This window comes from Corynebacterium otitidis ATCC 51513, assembly GCF_000296405.1.
Classification (GTDB): domain Bacteria; phylum Actinomycetota; class Actinomycetes; order Mycobacteriales; family Mycobacteriaceae; genus Corynebacterium; species Corynebacterium otitidis.
On the sequence record NZ_JH815192.1, the window covers coordinates 412,393 to 431,004 of the forward strand.

At 72.5% G+C, this 18,612-nt stretch carries 15 protein-coding genes; 8 read left to right on the forward strand and 7 right to left on the reverse strand.

The window, feature by feature from the left end:
• Positions 1-10: 10 nt before the first annotated feature.
• From eno to HMPREF9719_RS09770, 3 genes are all read right to left on the reverse strand, one after another.
• On the reverse strand, positions 11-1,294 hold the full coding sequence (gene eno / locus HMPREF9719_RS01835) for a phosphopyruvate hydratase (protein WP_004600260.1): 1,284 nt from the start codon (positions 1,292-1,294) through the stop codon (positions 11-13).
• Positions 1,295-1,510: 216 nt separating this feature from the next.
• Complete coding sequence (locus HMPREF9719_RS01840) at positions 1,511-2,299, reverse strand: lytic transglycosylase domain-containing protein (protein ID WP_004600261.1); 789 nt, start codon at positions 2,297-2,299, stop codon at positions 1,511-1,513.
• 26 nt (positions 2,300-2,325) lie between these two features.
• A complete protein-coding gene (locus tag HMPREF9719_RS09770; RefSeq protein ID WP_004600262.1) occupies positions 2,326-2,964 on the reverse strand; it encodes a MazG nucleotide pyrophosphohydrolase domain-containing protein in 639 nt (212 codons plus the stop codon).
• 60 nt (positions 2,965-3,024) lie between these two features.
• Between HMPREF9719_RS09770 and HMPREF9719_RS01850 the strand changes: the two genes are divergently transcribed.
• Positions 3,025-4,503 carry an amino acid permease gene (locus HMPREF9719_RS01850; protein WP_038075044.1) on the forward strand — a complete coding sequence of 493 codons (1,479 nt, stop codon included), beginning with the start codon at positions 3,025-3,027 and terminating at the stop codon, positions 4,501-4,503.
• Between the two features lie 117 nt (positions 4,504-4,620).
• On the opposite strand, the gene mfd is transcribed toward HMPREF9719_RS01850, so the two are convergent.
• A complete protein-coding gene (gene mfd, locus HMPREF9719_RS01855) occupies positions 4,621-8,463 on the reverse strand; it encodes a transcription-repair coupling factor (RefSeq protein WP_004600264.1) in 3,843 nt (1,280 codons plus the stop codon).
• 509 nt (positions 8,464-8,972) lie between these two features.
• Between mfd and glmU the strand changes: the two genes are divergently transcribed.
• The 4 genes from glmU to pth (HMPREF9719_RS01880) all read left to right on the forward strand — a co-directional run bounded on the left by glmU (position 8,973) and on the right by pth (HMPREF9719_RS01880) (position 13,412).
• Positions 8,973-10,445, forward strand: a complete 1,473-nt coding sequence (gene glmU / locus HMPREF9719_RS01865) for a bifunctional UDP-N-acetylglucosamine diphosphorylase/glucosamine-1-phosphate N-acetyltransferase GlmU (protein WP_004600265.1) — start codon at positions 8,973-8,975, stop codon at positions 10,443-10,445.
• A 104-nt stretch (positions 10,446-10,549) separates the two neighbouring features.
• Entirely contained in the window at positions 10,550-11,527 is a 978-nt protein-coding gene (locus HMPREF9719_RS01870) for a ribose-phosphate diphosphokinase (RefSeq protein WP_004600266.1), read from the forward strand.
• Positions 11,528-12,030: 503 nt separating this feature from the next.
• A complete protein-coding gene (locus HMPREF9719_RS01875) occupies positions 12,031-12,675 on the forward strand; it encodes a 50S ribosomal protein L25/general stress protein Ctc (RefSeq protein ID WP_004600267.1) in 645 nt (214 codons plus the stop codon).
• 179 nt (positions 12,676-12,854) lie between these two features.
• Positions 12,855-13,412, forward strand: coding sequence for an aminoacyl-tRNA hydrolase (gene pth / locus HMPREF9719_RS01880; protein ID WP_004600268.1), 558 nt, complete (start codon positions 12,855-12,857; stop codon positions 13,410-13,412).
• A gap of 16 nt (positions 13,413-13,428) precedes the next feature.
• On the opposite strand, the gene HMPREF9719_RS09370 is transcribed toward pth (HMPREF9719_RS01880), so the two are convergent.
• Positions 13,429-13,593, reverse strand: a complete 165-nt coding sequence (locus HMPREF9719_RS09370) for a hypothetical protein (protein ID WP_237737865.1) — start codon at positions 13,591-13,593, stop codon at positions 13,429-13,431.
• Positions 13,594-13,791: 198 nt separating this feature from the next.
• Between HMPREF9719_RS09370 and pth (HMPREF9719_RS01885) the strand changes: the two genes are divergently transcribed.
• The 3 genes from pth (HMPREF9719_RS01885) to HMPREF9719_RS01895 are packed head-to-tail and all read left to right on the forward strand — an operon-like array spanning position 13,792 to position 16,508.
• Positions 13,792-14,430, forward strand: coding sequence for an aminoacyl-tRNA hydrolase (gene pth / locus HMPREF9719_RS01885; RefSeq protein WP_004600270.1), 639 nt, complete (start codon positions 13,792-13,794; stop codon positions 14,428-14,430).
• Between the two features lie 58 nt (positions 14,431-14,488).
• A complete protein-coding gene (locus HMPREF9719_RS01890; RefSeq protein WP_004600271.1) occupies positions 14,489-16,126 on the forward strand; it encodes a peptide chain release factor 3 in 1,638 nt (545 codons plus the stop codon).
• A 19-nt stretch (positions 16,127-16,145) separates the two neighbouring features.
• Positions 16,146-16,508, forward strand: a complete 363-nt coding sequence (locus HMPREF9719_RS01895) for a hypothetical protein (protein WP_004600272.1) — start codon at positions 16,146-16,148, stop codon at positions 16,506-16,508.
• Here HMPREF9719_RS01895 and bioD read toward each other — a convergent pair.
• On the reverse strand, positions 16,505-17,212 hold the full coding sequence (gene bioD, locus HMPREF9719_RS01900) for a dethiobiotin synthase (protein WP_004600273.1): 708 nt from the start codon (positions 17,210-17,212) through the stop codon (positions 16,505-16,507). The genes HMPREF9719_RS01895 and bioD overlap by 4 nt on opposite strands.
• The gene (locus HMPREF9719_RS01905; protein WP_004600274.1) at positions 17,209-18,582 is read right to left on the reverse strand and encodes an adenosylmethionine--8-amino-7-oxononanoate transaminase; all 1,374 of its coding nucleotides are present in this window, start codon (positions 18,580-18,582) and stop codon (positions 17,209-17,211) included. Before HMPREF9719_RS01905 ends, bioD begins: the two co-directional genes overlap by 4 nt.
• Positions 18,583-18,612 lie beyond the last annotated feature (30 nt).

Here is an 18,612-nt window from a genome sequence, read left to right on the forward strand (position 1 = left end):
GCGTCCGTTCCTAGGACTGCGGACGGAAGCGGGGGAACGCGTCGCGCCCGGCGTAGCGGGCGGCGGCGCCGAGCTCCTGCTCGATGCGCAGCAGCCGGTTGTACTTCGCGACCCGCTCGGAGCGCGCCGGCGCGCCGGTCTTGATCTGGCCGCTGCCCAGTGCGACCGCGAGGTCCGCGATGGTGGTGTCCTCGGTCTCGCCGGAGCGGTGCGACATCATCGTGCGGTAGCCGCTGCGGTGCGCGAGCTCCACGGCGTCGAGGGTCTCGGTGAGGGTGCCGATCTGGTTGACCTTGACGAGCAGCGCGTTCGCCGCGCCGCGCTCGATGCCCTCGGCGAGGCGCTTCGGGTTGGTGACGAAGAAGTCGTCGCCGACGAGCTGCACCTTGTCGCCGAGGCGCTTGGTGAGCTCGACGTAGCCGTCCCAGTCGTCCTCCTGGAGCGGGTCCTCGATGGAGACGATCGGGTAGTCGGCGACGAGCCGCTCGTAGACGCCGGCCATGTCCTCGGCGCTAAGGCTCTTGCCCTCGAACTGGTAGGAGCCGTCCTTGAAGAACTCGGAGGAGGCGACGTCGAGGGCGAGCGCGACCTCGGAGCCGGGCTCGTAGCCGGCGCGCTCGATCGCCTCGACGATGAGGTCGAGCGCCTCGCTCGTGGAGCCCACCGACGGCGCGAAGCCGCCCTCGTCGCCGAGCCCGGTGGACAGCCCCTTGTCCTTGAGCACGCTCTTGAGCGCGTGGTAGACCTCCGCGCCGGCGCGGAGCGCCTCGCGGAAGCTCGGCAGGCCGATCGGGGCGATCATGAACTCCTGCACGTCGACGCCGGAGTCGGCGTGGGCGCCGCCGTTGAGGATGTTCATCATCGGCACGGGCAGCACGTGGGCGTTCGCGCCGCCGACGTAGCGGTACAGCGGCAGGCCGGCGGACTCCGCCTGGGCGCGCGCCACCGCCAGCGAGACGCCGAGGATGGCGTTCGCCCCGAGGCTCGACTTGTTGTCCGTGCCGTCGAGGTCGAGGAGCACCTGGTCGACGACGCGCTGGTCCTCGGCGTCGTGCCCGGCGAGCGCGTCGGCGATGGTCTCGTTGACGTTCTCCACGGCGTCGAGGACGCCCTTGCCGAGGTAGCGGCCACCGCCATCGCGCAGCTCGTGGGCCTCGTGCACGCCGGTCGACGCCCCGGAGGGCACCGCGGCCACGCCGTGCGCCCCGTCCTCGAGGAGCGCCTCGGCCTCGACGGTGGGGTTGCCGCGGGAATCGAGGATCTCGCGGGCGAAGACGTGCAGAATTTCAGCCACTGATGGCCTCCTTGCTCTCAACAAAACCGGTGGTTGACGGAACGCGCCGGCCGACGCCCGGGCAGCAAAAACAGCAGCCCCGCGCCGCGCGGCCGGCCCCGGTAGCCCCCGCCCCTCTCGAGGGGCGCCGGCGCCGGGAATCGGTTGCGGGGACATTCTCGCACGCCGCCGGCGTCTCGCCGGCCCCGGCGCGCGGGCGGGGGTGGCCTGCCGGGGCTAGGGCGCTGGCTGGCGCGTGCCGTAGGCGTTGGCCGCGTCGCGCACGTCGGTGAGGTACTCGCCGGACTGGTTGTAGCCGAAGATCGCGTCGGACCAGTCCTCCGGGTCGGCGAGGTCGCGCCCGTTGCACAGCATCTTCGCGGCGCTGAGTGCGGCGTCGTCGATCTGCTGCGGGTCGGCGACGCCGTCGCCGTTCGCGTCGAGACCGAAGAGCCGCCACGTCTCGGGGATGAATTGCATGGGTCCCATCGCGCGGTCGTACTCGTCGTCCCCGTCGAGCTCCCCGCCGTCGGTGTCGGGGACCTCGGCGAAGCCGGGGCGCCCGTCGAGCGCGGGCCCGAAGATCGGCGGGTCGGCGCGGCCCTCCTCGTCGAGCTCGCCCATGTTGAACAGGCCGCCGGTGTAGGAGCCGTGGCGGGTCTCGATTTGGCCGAGGCCGGCGAGGGTGTTCCAGCGCAGGTGGCACTCGGGCCACGCCTCGCGGGCGACGGCCTCGGCGTTGGCGTAGGCGCGCAGCGCCTGGCCGGGGATCTCGGTGTCTTTGGAGATGGGCTCGGACCACTCCCGAAGCTGCTCGGCGGTGCGGCCCTCGGCGTGGATGTCGACGGCGGGCACGTCCTCGGGCTCGACGGGCGGCACGTTGGGCGGCAGGGCGCCGCGCCCGGCGGCGCCGAAGACGCGGGGCTGCACGAGCACGAGCCAGGCGACGAGCGCGACGAACAGGACGAGGCCGAGCACCGCCGCGCAGCCGAGCCCGGGGCGGCGGGAGGCGGCGGAGCGAGTCATGGTTGGCTAAGTGTAGGGCCCGTTCCTTAAAGGCGGGGAATCCTCCGCTGCGCTGCGTTTTTGCCAGCCGCCCACAGCTTTTCTTGAGACTCCGCGTCGATAATCCCGCTCGACCCGTCGAAGAGGTAGGGAGCGCGCGAGCGCATCTTCTCGGTAAAGGAGTCGGCGACGTCCCCGAGGGTGAAGGAGCCGCGCTCGGCGGCGATCGCGGCGTGGAAAAGCACCTGGAGGAACACGTCGGCGAGCTCCCCTTTGAGCTCCGCGTCGTCGCCGCCGTCCCAGGCGCGCACCGCGTCGGCGAACTCGCCGGCCTCCTCGTCGAGGTAGGCGAGCAGGCTCTCGTGGGTCTGGGCGCGCTCCCACTCGCCGCGGCGGCGCGCCTCGGCCATGACCGCGACCGCCCGGTCGACGGGCCGGCGGCAGTCGACGACCTCCCCTCCCCCAGCGAGGGCGTCGGCGCGCTGCGGATCGGTCGTCGCGGGCAGCGCCGCCGCTTCCCCGCCGCCGTCGCCTGGCGCGCCGCGCCCGGCGCGAAGCGCCTCCTCGAGCAGCACGACCAGGGGCTTCGGCACGTCCGACTCGGGGGCAAGCCGCCAGGGGCCCGCGGCGAGCAGCCGGGCGGGCAACTGGGGCTCGAGGTCGTCGTCGATGAGCAGTACCGGCACGCCCCCAACGATAGCCCCCGCTCGCCCGCCGCGCGGGGCTCGTGCTTTAGCGTAGGGCGGGTGAATTCAGGGTCCGCGCAAACCACGCGCCGGGGCGTCCCGCTGTGGACGCTCGTGGCGATCATCATCGGCTCCACGGTCGGCGCCGGGGTGTTCTCCCTGCCGCAAAATATCGCCTCGGTGGCCGGGCCGGGGGCGATGTTCATCGGCTGGGTGGTCTCCGGGGTGGGGATGCTCTCCATCGCGTTCGTGTTCCACATCCTCGCGCGCCGCAAGCCGCACCTCGACTCGGGCGTGTACGCCTACGTGCGCGCGGGCCTGGGCGACTTCATCGGCTTCGCCTCGGGCTGGGGCTACTGGCTGGGCTCGGTCATCGCGCAGGTGGGCTACGCGACGCTGTTCTTCAGCACCGTGGGCTACTACGTGCCGGGGCTCTCGGGCACGAACCCGCTGGGGCTGGCGATCGCCGCCTCGGCACTGACGTGGGTGGTCTTCGCGGTGCTCGCGGTGGGTGTGCGCCAGGCCGCGATCCTCAACGCGGTCACCACGATCGCGAAGGTCGTGCCGATCCTCGCGTTCATCGTGCTCACCGCGTTCTTGGGCTTTAGCTGGGAGACGTTCGCCGACGACTTCTGGGGGCTTGAGGCCGACTCGGTCGGCGGGGTCTTCGACCAGGTGCAGGGCATCATGCTCTTCACCGTGTGGGTGTTCATCGGCATCGAGGGCGCATCCGTGTACTCGCGGCAGGCGCGCTCGCGGCGCGACGTGTCGCGCGCGACGGTCATCGGGTTCCTCTCGGTGCTGGGGCTGCTCGTCGCGGTCTCGACGCTGTCGTTCGGGGTGCTCTCCCAGGACGAGCTTGCCGCCCTGCCGGACAACTCCATGGCCTCCGTCCTCGAGGCCGTCGTCGGCCCGTGGGGCGGGGCGCTCGTCTCGGCGGGGCTGTGCATCTCCGTGCTCGGCGCCTACGTCTCCTGGCAGATGCTCTGCGCCGAGCCGATCATGCTCATGGCCACCGACGGGCTGTTGCCGAAGTTCCTCTCGAAGGTGAACCGGCGCGGCTCGGCGTGGTCGGCGCAGCTCGCGTCGACGATCGTCATCCAGGCGATCATCGTCGTCTTCTACTTCAACGAGACGACCTATATCCAGATGGTGCAGCTCGCGACGGTGCTCTACCTCGTGCCGTACCTCTTCTCCGCGCTGTACCTGCTCCTCCTCGCGGTGCGCGGCCGGGGGCTCGCCACCCAGGCGGGCGTCGACCTGCGCGGGCCCACCATCGGTGCGAAGGACAACCGCATCCACGGGCTCGTCGGTCTGCTGGCGCTCGTGTACTCGCTGTGGCTGTTCTACGCCGCGGAGCCGCGCTACGTGCTCTTCGGCTGCCTGGCGATCCTTCCCGGCCTCGTGCCCTACGTGTGGACCAGGCGGCGTCGCGGGGAGCAGGTCTTCAACCCCTTCGAGTGGTTCGTCCTCGCGCTCGTCGTCGCGGCCGCGGCCGCGGGCGTGTGGGGGCTCGCCGCGGGCACGCTCACCCTCTAGCGCGTGCAGAGAAGAAGGCCGCCGCCGGGACTGCCGGCGGCGGCCTTCTGCTATTCGGGACCCGGACCGACCGGGCGGCGCGCCGCCCGGAGGCGGCGCGCGCCTCGAATTCCTGCGCTACTCCCCCACCGAGATGGTTCGCGGCCTACGCCCGGGCCCGCCGCGGCGGCCCCGGGAGCGGGAGCGGGCGCGGCTGGTGGTTTCGCGCTCGCCACGCCGTGAGCCGGCCTGGGCGCGGGGCTCCTCGCGCTCGGGCGGCTCGCCGCCGCGCACGCCGACGCGGTCGATGTCGAAGAGGTCGCTCAAGAAATCCACGACCCACTGGAGGAGCTCCTCGTCGCGCAGCGCCGGCGAGCCCATCGTGCGCCCGGCCTTGGGCATGGGCACGAGCACGGCCTGCGCGGCGGCGCGGATCGTCGCGCCCGGGTAGAGCCGCTTGAGGCGCACCTGCCTCGAGTCGGAGAGCTCCACCGGGTGGATCTTGATGCGGTTGCCCTGCATCCCGATGTCGGCGATCCCCGCGGCGCGCGCCTGGAGGCGCAGCCTCGCCACGGCGAAGAGGCGCTCCACCTCGCCGGGCGGGGTGCCGAAGCGGTCGCGCAGCTCGGAAGCGATGGCCTGAAGGTCGTCCTCGCCGCCGGCCTCGGCGAGCTTGCGGTACTGCTCGAGGCGCAGCCGCTCGGAGTTGATGTACTTCTCCGGGATGTGCGCGTCGACGGGCAGGTCGACGCGGATCTCCTTCGGCCCCTGGTCGGTGGCGTCGACGGGCTTGCCGTCGGCGAGCGCCCGGTAGGCGTCGATGGCCTCCCCGACGAGGCGCATGTAGAGGTCGAATCCGACGCCCTCGATGTGGCCGGACTGCTGCGCGCCGAGCACGTTGCCCGCGCCGCGCATCTCGAGGTCCTTCATCGCCACCGCCATGCCCGCGCCGAGGTCGTTGTTTTGCGCGATGGTGGAGAGCCGGTCATACGACGTCTCGGACAGGGTCTGGCCGGCCGGGTAGAGGAAGTAGGCATACCCGCGCTCCCGGGAGCGGCCGACGCGGCCGCGCAGCTGGTGGAGCTGCGAGAGCCCCATGTGGTGGGCGTTCTCCACGATGAGGGTGTTGGCGTTGGCGATGTCGAGGCCCGTCTCGACGATGGTGGTGCACACGAGCGCGTCGTACTCGCGGTCCCAGAAGCCCTGCACGGTGCGCTCTAAGGCCTCCTCGGTCATCTGCCCGTGGGCGACGACGATGCGCGCCTCGGGCACGAGGTCGCGCAGCGCGCGGGCGCGCTTCTCGATGTCCTTGACCTTGTTGTGGATGAAGAACACCTGCCCGTCGCGAAGCAGCTCGCGGCGGATGGCCGCGGCGACCTGCTTGTCCTCCTGCGGGCCGACGTAGGTGAGCACCGGGTGGCGGTCCTCGGGCGGGGTGAGGATGGTGGACATCTCCCTAATCCCGGACATGGACATCTCCAGGGTGCGGGGGATCGGGGTGGCGGACATGGTGAGCATGTCGACATGCGCGCGCAGCGCCTTGATGTGCTCCTTGTGCTCCACGCCGAAGCGCTGCTCCTCGTCGACGACGACGAGGCCTAAGTTCTTCCACTGCACCCCGGTCTGCAGCAGCCGGTGGGTGCCCACGACGATGTCGATGGTGCCGTCCGCGAGCCCCGCGATGACCTCCTTGGCCTCGGCGGGGGTGTTGAAGCGGGAGAGCTGCCTAATCGTCACGGGGAAGCCGGCCATGCGCTCCTCGAAGGTGCGCATGTGCTGCTGCGCGAGCAGCGTCGTGGGCACGAGCACCGCGACCTGGGTGCCGTCCTGGACGGCCTTGAACGCGGCGCGCACCGCGACCTCGGTCTTGCCGTAGCCCACGTCGCCGACCACCACGCGGTCCATCGGGGTGGCGCGCTCCATGTCGGCCTTGACCTCCTCGATGGCGGTCATCTGGTCCTCGGTCTCGACGAACGGGAAGTTGTCCTCAAGCTCGCGCTGCCACGGGGTGTCGGGCCCGAAGGCGTGGCCCGGCGCGGCCTGCCGCTTGGCGTAGAGGTTGACGAGCTCGCCGGCGATCTCGCGGACGGCGGCGCGCGCCTTCTTCTTCGTGTTCTTCCAGTCGGAGCCGCCCATCTTCGACAGCGAGGGCGTCTCGGAGCCGTTGTACTTGCTCAACAGGTCGAGCGAGTCCATCGGCACCCACAGCTGGTCGGCGGGCTGGCCGCGCTTGCTCGGCGCGTACTCGAGCACGACGTACTCGCGCCTGGAGGTCTCCTCGCCGGCCTTGATGGTGCGCTCGGCCATCTTCACGAAGCGGCCGATGCCGTGGGTCTCGTGGACGACGAAGTCGCCCTTCTTCAAGGCGAGCGGGTCGACGCGGTTGCGGCGCTTGGCGGGCTTGCGCTTCGCGCCGGCGATGTCGCCGACGCGGTTGCCGGTGAGGTCGGTCTCGGTGACGACGACGAGCGAGCCCGACTCCTCCTCCGTGGCGCCCTCGTCGCCGGCGGGCCGGAGCCGGGGGAAGACGAGGCCGGCGTGGCTGAGCGCCTGGAAGAGCGCGACCTCGCCCGAGGCGGGCTTTTCGCCGGGCTCGTAGATCCGGGCGGGGATCGCCTGCTCGAGGAAGCGGTCGGCCATGCGCTTGACGAAGCCGCGGGTGGGGCTGACGAACGCGGCGCGCCCGCCGGCGGCGACGTGCTTCTTCAGGCCCGCCATCGCCTCGTCGATGGCCTTCAGGTCCCCGCGGGGCGCGGGGCCGGGCTCGTAGTCGAGCGGGAGGGTCTCCTCCTCGGCGGCGGCCATCATCCCGGTCGGCGCGAGTGTCCACCACGCCTGCCCGGCGCGCTCCGCGGCGTGGCGAAGCGCCTGAAGGGAGAGATACGAGCTCGCCTCGAGGTCGAGGCCCGCGGCGTCCACCGGCCCGGAGGCGCCCATCGCGGCGGCCTCCCAGCCGGCGCGCTGGAACTCCTTGTCGGTCTCCTGGAGGTCCTCGATGCGGCGCTCGACCTTCTCCGGGGAGACGACCACCACGTGGCGCTCCGTGCCGAGCAGCTCGCTCGGCGGGACGAGCCGCGAGTCCGCGAGCGCGGGGATGAGCGCCTCCATCCCGTCGGTGGGCGAGCCCTCCGCGATCGTCGTGAGCGTCTCCTGGAGGGTGGCGTTGCCGGAGTGCTCCGTCGCGAGCTTCGCCGCGCGCTCGGCGACGCCGTCGGTGACGAGCAGCTCGCGCGCCGGGAACACCTCGACGGCGTCGATGGCCACCTCGTCTAAGGTGCGCTGGTCGGCGACGGAAAACTGGCGGATCTCGGTGACCTCGTCGCCCCAGAACTCGACGCGCACCGGGTAGTCGAGCGTCGTCGGGTAGACATCCACGATCCCGCCGCGCACGGCGAACTGCCCGCGGCGCGCGACCATGTCGACGCGCTCGTAGGCGTAGAAGGAGAGCCTCGAGGTGAGCTCGTCGAAGGGCTGGTCCTCGCCCTCGACGAGAGCGATGGGCTCGCGCCCCGGCGCCTCCTGAAGGATCGGCTGGGCCGCGCCGCGCGCCGAGGTCACCACCACCGCGGCGTCCGGGGCGTGGCGGATGGCCTGCGCGCGGCGCCCGACGATGTCCGCGCCGGGGCTTAAGCGCTCGTGCGGGAGGGTCTCCCACGCGGGGAAGTACACGGCCCCGAAGCGGCCCTCCGCGCCGGCGGGCCGGTCGAGCGCGTCGCCGATGAGCGCGCGCAGCTCGGCGGTGAGGTCCTCGGCCTCCCTCCCGGAGGCCGCGACGACGAGCAGCGGCGCCCTCTTGGAGAGCGCCGCGAGCGCCCAGGGGCGCACCTGGTCGATGCCGGTGAGGTGCAGCCGCGAATCCCCGACCCGTTCGGCGAGCCCGAGAAGCTTCGAGTCCCGGGCCGCGACGTCGAGGAGGCCGGCGAGCGGGGGTTGAGAGGCCTCCCGCTCGTCGCCGGCGGGGTGCGATGCGGCGTTGGCCACCAGTGGATGCTCCTTATATACGTGACGAACAGGCAACGACGGGCGCCGCGATGAAGGCTCCCGGGCGCCGCGCCCGGGGTGTGTCTCGCCCGCCGGGGGCGCGGCGCGCGCCGGTAGGGCCCGCCGGCGCCGAAGGGATATCTGAGGTGCGCCGGGGGCCCTCGCGGCCGCCGCTAGCCTTAGCCTAGCCCCGCCGGGGCGCCGCTCGCCCGCCGTGCCGGGGCCCGGAACTGGTTTAGGGCGCTAGCTGGCATCGGCTAGACTTTTCATTCGCGCGGGGCCTCTGGCGGGCCGCGCGGCCCCTTCAGTAAGGGGCGCCGCCGCCAGGCAGCCGGGCCGCCCGCGCGGTTCCCCATGGTGTAATCGGCAACACTACGGTTTTTGGTACCGTCGTTCAAGGTTCGAGTCCTTGTGGGGAAGCCCAGGCCCGCAGGGCCCGGGCGGGGCGCGTTCCCGCCGGGCCCGCGGGCTCCAGGAGCAGCCCCACACGCCCAAGGAGGTCCGCTTTCGTGACCAGCCCCACCACCGCCCCGCTGGCGGTCGTCGTCCTCGCCGCGGGCGCCGGCACGCGCATGCGCTCGGCCACGCAGAAGACGCTGCACGCCATCGGCGGCCGCAGCCTCCTCTCGCATAGCCTCCACGCCGCCGCGGACGCGGACCCGAAGGAGCTCGTCGCCGTCGTCGGCCACCAGCGCGAGCAGGTCGCCCCCGCCGTCGAGCAGGTCGCGGACGAGCTCGGGCGGGGGATCGCCACCGCGGTGCAGGAGGAGCAGCTCGGCACCGGGCACGCCGCCGCCTGCGGGCTGTCGGCCATCGAGGGCTTTGAGGGCACCGTCGTCGTCACCAACGCCGACGTGCCGCTGCTGCGCGCGGAGACGATCCGGGGGCTCGCCGCCGCCCGCGAGGAGGCGGGCGCGGCCGTCACGGTCTTGAGCCTCACCCTCGATGACCCGACGGGCTACGGGCGCATCGTGCGAGGCGACAGCGGCGAGGTCCTGAGCATCGTCGAGGAGAAGGACGCCACCGACGAGCAGCGCCGCATCGACGAGGTCAACTCGGGCGTCTTCGCCTTCGACGCGGCGGTGCTCAAAGACGCGCTCGAGCGGCTCGACTCCGACAACGCGCAGGGCGAGCTCTACCTCACCGACGTCCTGGCCATCGCCCGCGGCGACGGCAAGACGGTCGCGGCGCACCCCGCGACCGACCCGCGGGAGCTCTCCGGGGTCAACGACCGGGTGCAGCTCGCCGCGGCGGGCAAGGAGCTCAACCGGCGCGTCGTCGAGGCCGCGATGCGCGGCGGCGCGACGATCGTCGACCCCGACACCACCTTCATCGACGTCGACGTGCGGATCGGCCGGGACGTCACCATCGAGCCGGGCACCCAGCTCAAGAACGGCACCGTCATCGCCGACGGCGCGCTCATCGGCCCGGACACCACCCTCGACGCCGTCGAGGTCGGCGAGGGCGCCAGCGTCGTGCGCACCCACGCGTTCGACTCGGTCATCGGCGCCGACGCGAAGGTCGGGCCCTACACCTACATCCGGCCCGGCACCCGGCTCGGGGAGCGCGGGAAGCTCGGCGGCTTCGTCGAGGCGAAGAAGGCGATCATCGGGGCGGGCTCGAAGGTCCCCCACCTCACCTACGTCGGCGACGCGACGATCGGCGAGGAGTCGAACATCGGGGCCTCCTCGGTGTTCGTCAACTTCGACGGGGTCGACAAGCACCACACCACGGTCGGCTCCCACGTGAGAACCGGCTCCGATACGATGTTCATCGCCCCGGTCAGCGTGGGCGACGGGGCCTACTCGGGCGCGGGCACGGTCATCAAGGACGACGTGCCCGCCGGCGCGCTGGTCGTCTCCGGCGGCAAGCAGCGCAACATCGAGGGCTGGGTCGAGCGCAAGCGGCCTGGCACCCCCGCCGCAGAGGCGGCCCGCCGCGCCCGGGAGGACGCGGCCGGCGACGCCCCCGAGGGGCCCTAGGGATACCCCGCGGAGGAGGACATCCTCCGCCCGGTCGTCCCGTGGGCGCCCTCAGGCGGTCCCGCGCATCGTTGGCAGCGACAGAAAGGCTAGTTGACCTCGCGATGTCTTCCCACTGGAAGCAAAACCAGAAGAACATGATGCTCTTCTCCGGGCGCGCCCACCCGGAGCTCGGCGAGCAGGTCGCCCGCAACCTCGGCATCGAGCTCACCCCCATGGCGGCGCAGGACTTCGCCAACGGGGAGATCTTCGTGCGCTACGAGGAGTCGGTGCGCGGCTCAGACTGCTTCGTGCTCCAGTCGCACCCGCAGCCGCTCAACAAGTGGCTCATGGAGCAGCTCATCATGATCGACGCGCTCAAGCGCGGCTCCGCGAAGCGCATCACCGCGGTGCTGCCCTTCTACCCCTACGCCAGGCAGGACAAGAAGCACCGCGGCCGCGAGCCGATCTCCGCGCGGCTCGTCGCCGACCTGCTCACCGCGGCGGGCGCCGACCGCATCGTCTCGGTCGACCTGCACACCGACCAGATCCAGGGCTTCTTCGACGGGCCGGTCGACCACATGCACGCCATGCCCATCCTCACCGACCACATCCGCGACAACTACGACCTGAGCAACATCACGGTCGTCTCCCCGGACGCGGGCCGCGTGAAGACCGCGGAGAAGTGGGCGGACTCGCTCGGCGGCGCGCCGATGGCCTTCATCCACAAGACCCGCTCCGTCGAGGTCGCGAACAAGGTCGTCACCAACCGCGTGGTCGGCGACGTCGAGGGCAAGAACTGCGTGCTCGTCGACGACATGATCGACACCGGCGGCACGATCGCCGGCGCGTGCCGCGTGCTGCGCGAGGCGGGCGCGAAGGACGTCGTCATCGCCACGACCCACGGCGTGTTCTCCGGCCCGGCCCGCGAGCGGCTCGCGGGCTGCGGCGCCCGCGAGGTCATCACCACCGACACGCTGCCGCAGTCCACCGAGGGCTGGGACAACCTCACGGTGCTCTCGATCGCGCCGCTGCTCGCCCGCACGATCAGCGAGATCTTCGAGAACGGCTCGGTCACCCACCTCTTCGAGGGCTCGGCCTAAGGCCCCCTCTCCCCTCCCCCACCCGGCTCGCGCGCGGCTCGGGCCCACGGGTGAGGGTCGCCCCCGGCGGGTTTCCCGCCGGGGGCTATGGCGTGCTAGGATCTGCCGCTGTCTCGGCGAGGGCGCCGGTGCGGGAGAACCGCCCCGGGGCCGTGATCGACGCGACGGTTGTGCTTGATTTCGGGCGCGGCGCGCGGGGTTTCTCCCGCGACCGCCGCGCCCCGCGCCCGGAGGGCTTGGATCTTCCCGGGCGGCCAGGCCCCGCGGCGGCTCGTTGACGACGGCGAGCCCGCGGGGCCGCAGTCGTCTCTGGGCGGGCGCCGCACCCGGGCCCCTTGATCCAAGGCGAGTGCTCCCCGCGCGGTCTCTCCTCGAAGCCCCCGCCGGTTCGCCGCGAAACACCAGCCGTTCGCCCTCTCTTGCCGCCGGGCCCCCGCGGGCCAGGCAACCGTTGAGGGCGGGCGGGTGCCGATAACCGCTGACAGAAGGAGATGCCAAGCGTCATGGCCAAGAAGTACCCCACCCTCAAGGCCGAGGAGCGCACCGAGTTCGGCAAGGGCGCCGCGCGCCGCCTGCGCCGCCAGTGGAAGGTCCCCGGCGTGATCTACTCCGGCTCCCTGGAGAAGCCCGTCCACTTCGCCATCGACCTCCTCGAGATCGAGCAGCTCGTGCGCGACAACGGCGTCAACGCCATCGTCGACCTCGAGGTCGGCGGCGAGAACTACCTCACCATGGTCAAGAGCATCGAGCAGAACGTGCTCAGCCTCGACATCGACCACATCGACCTCCTCGCCATCACCCGCGGCGAGAAGGTCGAGGTCGAGGTCCCGCTCGTCCTCGAGGGCGAGCCCTTCCCGGGCACCGTCGTCCTCCAGGACGCGGACGTCCTCCTCGTCGAGGCCGACGTGCTCGACATCCCCGACGAGCTGCCCGTCTCCGTCGAGGGCCTCGAGGCCGACTCCAAGGTGCTCGCCTCCGACGTCGAGCTGCCCGGCAACACCACGCTCGTCGCCGACCCGGAGACCGTCATCGCGTCGATCTCCTGGCCGGAGCAGGACGAGGAGCTCGAGGCCGAGGCCGAGGCCGCCGAGCAGGGCTCCGCCGACAAGGAGCCCGAGGCCGCCGAGGAGTCCGGCGACGACGAGTAAAGCCACACCCGGCCGTCTTCTTTGCTAGAAGGCCGGCGCCCCGCGAGCACCGCGGCGGCGCCGGCCTTCGGCTGTCTCCCGCTCCCCTCGCGGCGGCGCCGCCCGCCCGGCGGGGTCCTAGCCTCGTATCCTTCTTCAGCGAGACCGCAATTCTCCCCCGACGAAAGGACACCCGCGACATGGGCTCCGCGACGCGCCTGGTGGTGGGCCTGGGCAACCCCGGCCCTCGCTTTGCTGGCACCCGCCACAACCTGGGCCGCATGGTCGTCGAGGAGCTCGCCCGCTCCCGCGGCGAGCGCTTCACCGTCCACCGGCGCACCAACACCGAGCTCGCAGAGCTGCCCCCGCTCGTGCCCGGCTCGGGCGGCAAGACGATTCTCGCTCTGCTGCGCTGCCCGATGAACGGCTCGGGCACCCCGACTCAGGCGTTAGCGAGGTTCTTCTCCGTCGAGCCGCGCAACCTCGTCGCGGTGCACGACGAGCTCGACCTCGAGCTCGGGGAGGCGCGCCTGGACGTCGGCGGCGGGGACCACGGCCACAAGGGGCTGCGCTCCATCTCGGCGGCGCTGTCGAAGTCCGGCGGGGAGAAGAAGTACGCCCGGCTGCGCGTCGGCATCGGCCGCCCGCCGGGCCGCCAGGCGCCCGCGGACTTCGTGCTCAAGCCCTTCAACTCGAAGGAGCGCGCCGAGCTGCCGCTCGCCATCGACGAGGCGATCCGCCTCCTCGAGGACTTCTAGGGCTTTCCGCCCCTAGCTAGCGGCGACGGGCCTCTTTGAGCTCCCTCGGGAGGTTCTCGTCGTTCCTTCTCCACGCCCCGGAGCGCTCCAGGCGGAGGTAGACGACCGGGCAGTTGACGCAGCGCGGCGCACTCCCGCAGCAACGCTTCTTGATCCTTAAGCCCAGCGGGTTGTCCGTCACCCGCACCCGGCTCTTGCGCCGCGAGCGGCCTGCCGCGTAAACCCTATCCTTAGCTCCCATAGCCTCGTCTACCCTAGCCGGGCTGCTTCCGGGGGAGAAACCGCCTCGGAACAGTACAGCTAGGATGAGGGCGATCGGAAGAGAAGCCGGGGCTAGCCGACCTCCCCTCCCCGGCGGGGCGAACCGAGGGGGATCCCCATGGCAGGAGCGCTGCGGCGCCTCGCTTCGATGCTGGGCATCGGACCGAAGCGGGAGGAGCCCGCCTCGCTCGAGGCCGGCTGGCTCGTCGTGGGGCTGGGCAACCCGGGCGCCGGCTACGCCCGGACCCGCCACAACGCGGGACGGCGCGCCCTCGAGCGCCTCGCCGCGGAGGAGGGCGCCGCCTTCCACCAGGTCTCGGGAATCCCCGCCGAGGTCGCCCAGGTCGGCCTCGGCGAGGAGGCCGCGCTGCTCGTGAGGCCCACGACGTACATGAACACCTCCGGCGAGGCGGTAGGCCCCCTGGCGGAGCGCCTCGGCGTCGCGCCCGAGCGCGTCGTCGTCCTCCACGACGAGCTCGACCTCGCCGCCGGCCGGGTGCGCATCAAGGCCGGCGGCTCGGACAACGGGCACAACGGGCTCAAATCCCTCGCGCTCGCGCTCGGCTCCGCGGCGTTCCCCCGGGTGCGCGTCGGCATCGGCCGCCCGCCGAGCGGGGTGCGCGTGCCCGACTACGTGCTCGCGCCCGAGGCCGCGCCCGACGACGACGCCGAGGAGACCGCGGCGCTCGCAGCTCGGCTCGTCGTCGCCGAGGGCCTCGCCCGCGCCCAGCACCGGATCCACTGCCGCCGCGGCTAGCGGCCGCCGCTCGGGCGGGTGCGGGGGATATGTCCCCGCGCGCCTAGACTCTGCCTACATGAGTTCGCTTTCGGCCGAAGCCGCCCGCCGCCGCACGTTCGCGGTCATCGCCCACCCGGACGCCGGCAAGTCGACGCTCACCGAGGCGCTCGCGCTGCACGCGCACGTCATCGCCGAGGCGGGCGCCGTGCACGGCAAAGCCGGGCGCAAATCCACCGTCTCCGACTGGATGGACATGGAAAAAGACCGCGGCATCTCGGTGGCGTCGTCCGCGCTGCAGTTCCCCTACGCACCGGAGGGCCACGAGGGCGAGCCCTACATCATCAACCTCGTCGACACGCCAGGCCACGCGGACTTCTCCGAGGACACCTACCGGGTGCTCATGGCCGTCGACGCGGCCGTCATGCTCATCGACGCAGCCAAGGGCCTCGAGCCGCAGACCCTCCAGCTGTTCCGGGTGTGCAAGGCCCGCGGCCTGCCGATCGTCACCGTCATCAACAAATGGGACCGAGTCGGGCGCGCCCCGCTCGAGCTCGTCGACGAGATCGTCTCCGAGATCGGGCTGCAGCCCACCCCGCTCTACTGGCCCGTCGGCGAGGCCGGCGACTTCCGCGGCCTCGCCCGCGTCGGCGATGGCGGCGAGCCGGAGGAGTACATCCGCTTCGAGCGCACCGCCGGCGGCTCGACCATCGCGCCCGAGGAGCACCTCGACCCCGAGGCCGCGGAGGCGCGCGAGGGCGAGGCGTGGAGCACCGCCGCCGAGGAGGCCGAGCTGCTTGCCGCGGACGGCGCGACCCACGACCAGCAGCTCTTCGAGGCCTGCGAGACCTCCCCGCTCATCTTCGCCTCCGCGATGCTCAACTTCGGCGTCCACCAGATCCTCGACACCCTCTGCCGCCTCGCGCCCGCCCCGCGCGGCAGGTCCAGCGACCCCGCCGCCCTCGAGGCCGCGACCGGCGCCATCGACGAGCGCCGCGAGCCCGCCGACGAGTTCTCCGGGGTGGTGTTCAAGGTGCAGGCCGGCATGGACCGCAAGCACCGCGACACGCTCGCGTTCCTCCGCGTCGTCTCCGGGGAGTTCACCCGCGGCATGCAGGTCACCCACGCGCAGTCCGGCCGAACGTTCTCCACGAAGTACGCGCTCACCGTCTTCGGCCGCAGCCGCGAGACCGTCGAGACCGCCTACCCCGGCGACATCGTCGGCATGGTCAACGCCGGCTCGCTCGCGCCGGGCGACACGATCTACACCGGTAAGAAGGTGCAGTTCCCGCCGATGCCGCAGTTCGCGCCCGAGCACTTCCGCACCCTGCGGGCGAGCCACCTCGGCAAGTACAAGCAGTTCCGCAAGGGCCTGGAGCAGCTCGACGCGGAGGGCGTGGTGCAGATCCTGCGCAACGACGCGCGCGGCGACGCCGCCCCGGTCATGGCGGCGGTCGGGCCGATGCAGTTCGAGGTCATGCAGGCGCGCATGGACAACGAGTACAACGTCGAGACCGAGACCGCGCCCGTGCCCTACAAGGTCGCGCGCCGCACCGACCGCGAGAGCGCGGAGAAGCTCGCCGCGCAGCGCTCGGTGGAGGTCTTCACCCGCACCGACGGGGCGCTCATCGCGCTGTTCTCCGACAAGTGGAAGCTCAACTTCGTCGCCAAGGAGAACCCCGACCTCGTCATCGAGCCACTCATGGCCGACATCTAGCAGCGCCCGAGACAAAGTCATGTCGCCGCTGTTTCGCCGCCGGCGCCGGGGCCGGGTGCTCGCCTACGAGGCGGGCGTCCTCCACGTGCACACCGCCGAGGACCTCGTCGTCGTCACCACCACCGCGGAGGCCGCCTCGCTGCTGTGCCGGGAGGCGGGATCCGGCCGGGCGTTCCGGCTGCGCCGCGAGGGCGAGCGGACCGTGACCTTCGAGCCCGCCGAGAACCCCGACGACCCGCCGGTCCTCGACCCCGATCGCGGCTGGGTGGTGCCGGTCTCCCCGGGGCTGGGGGATGAGCTCGCCGCGCTGGGCGCGCCCGGCCCTGGCGGCTACGAGTTCTCCTCGCTCAACCTCGCGCTCGTCGTCGAGGACGAGCCCTAGGCCCGCGCGGGCCCGGCCGTCTCTTTCAGCCGCCGCTCGAGGAGCTCCCCGTCGAGCCAGCTGGGCGCGAGCTCGCCGAACTCCGCACCGGAAAGGCGGCCCGAGCCCTCGGGGACACCGCCGAGCCAGGGCGCGTCCCCGCCGGCGGCCGCCATCTCCTCGGCGGTGAGCCTGGCTGCGAGGTCCGGCGTCGCCGGCAGGCAACCGCCGACGACGCCCGCGACGCGCAGCCCCCGGCGCCGCGCGGCCTCGAGGGTGAGCTCGAGGTGGTTGAGGCTGCCGAGCACGCTCGAGGTCACGACGAGAAGCGGCGCGCCGAGTTTGCCCGCGAGGTCCGCGATCGTCCAGCCCTCCCCGAGCTCGACGAGCAGCCCGCCGGCGCCCTCGGCGAGAAGCACCCGGTCGGGCCGGTCTATCTCCTCTAGCCTTGCTGCGATGTCGTCGAGCTTGGGCTGGGGCAGGCCAGCGCGCCTCGCGCTCATCACCGGGGAGAGCGGCTCCGGGAGGCGCACGAAGTTGTAGGTCTCCTCCACCCCGGCGAGGCGCCGCACCGCCGCGAGGTCGCCCGCGCCCTCGGGCTCGCCGGTCTCGATGGGCTTGGCGGCGGCGACTCTCCTGCCGCGGGATTTAAGCGTCGCGGCGAGCGCCGCGGTGGCGACGGTCTTGCCGACGTCGGTTCCGGTTCCGGTGACGAGAGCGATCACTTACTCCTCCTTCCCGCGAGCGCCGCGGCGGAAAGCCCTGCGGCGATCCGGTCGATCTCTTCCTCGGTGCAGGTAAACGGGGGCATGGCGTAGACGAGGTTGCGAAACGGCCGCAGCCACACCCCGGCCTCGACGGCGGCGGCCGTCGCGGCCCGGGCGTCGACCTCGTCGTCGAGCTCGACGACGCCGATCGCGCCGAGGCAGCGCACCTCCTTGATCCCCGGCTCCCCGGCGAGTGGCTCGAGGCCGGTCTCGAGGCGCGCCTCGATGGCGGGCACGGCCCGCTCCCAGTAGCCGTCCTCGACGAGGTCGAGCGCGGCGTTGGCGACGGCGGCGGCGAGCGGGTTGCCCATGAACGTCGGGCCGTGCATGAGCGACCCGCCGCCGTCGGGGCTGTCGACGAGCCGGGCGACCTCCCCCGTCGCGAGCGTCGCGGCGAAGCTCAGCACCCCGCCGGTGAGCGCCTTGCCCACGCACAACACGTCCGGGGAGACGCCGGCCCGGGCCGCGACGAACGGCGCGCCGGTGCGCCCGAAGCCGGTGGCGATCTCGTCGAGGATGACGAGGATGCCGCGCTCCCGGCAGACCTCCGCGAGCCCGGCGACGAGCTCGTCGTCGTGAAAGCGCATCCCGCCGGCGCCCTGGACGACGGGCTCGACGATGAGCGCCGCGATTCGGGATTCCGGGTGGGTGGCGTCGTGGCGGTCGATGCGCTCCTGCGCGTCCCGAAGGTAGGCGTCGATGGCCTCCCGGTCCGAGCCGCGGGCGGGCGGCTCGGGGAGGAAGACCTGTTCCTCGATGACGCCGCGCCACAGGGAGTGCATGCCGCCCTCGGGGTCGCACACGCTCATCGGGGCGCGGGTGTCGCCGTGGTAGCCGCCGCGCCAGGTGAGGAACCGGGTGCGCTCGGGGAGGCCGCGGCCGCGTTGCGCCTGGAGCGCCATCTTCATGGCGACCTCGACGGCGACGGAGCCCGAGTCGGAGAAGAACACCGAGTCGAGCGCCGGCTTCGGCCCCCGGCCGCCGGGCCGGCGGTTGGCGAAGGCGACGAGGCGCTCCGCGAGCCTCGCCGCGGGCCCGTGGGTGAGCCCGCCGAACATGACGTGGGCCATCTCGTCGAGCTGCCGGTGCGCCGCGGCGAGGAGGTGCGGGTGGCCGTGCCCGTGGCAGGCCGCCCACCACGAGCTCATCGCGTCGATGAGCTCCCGGCCGTCGGCAAGGGTCAGCCTCGTGCCGCGGGCGGAGCGCACGACGAGCGCGTCCTCCGGGCGAGTGCGGGGCGCGTACGGGTGCCAGACGTGGGCCCGGTCGGCGGCGAGCACGCGCTCGGCCGGCCACGCGGCGCCTTCGGGTGCGGTGATGCGCGTCATGCCCCCTAGCTATACACTGTTCAATTCCGA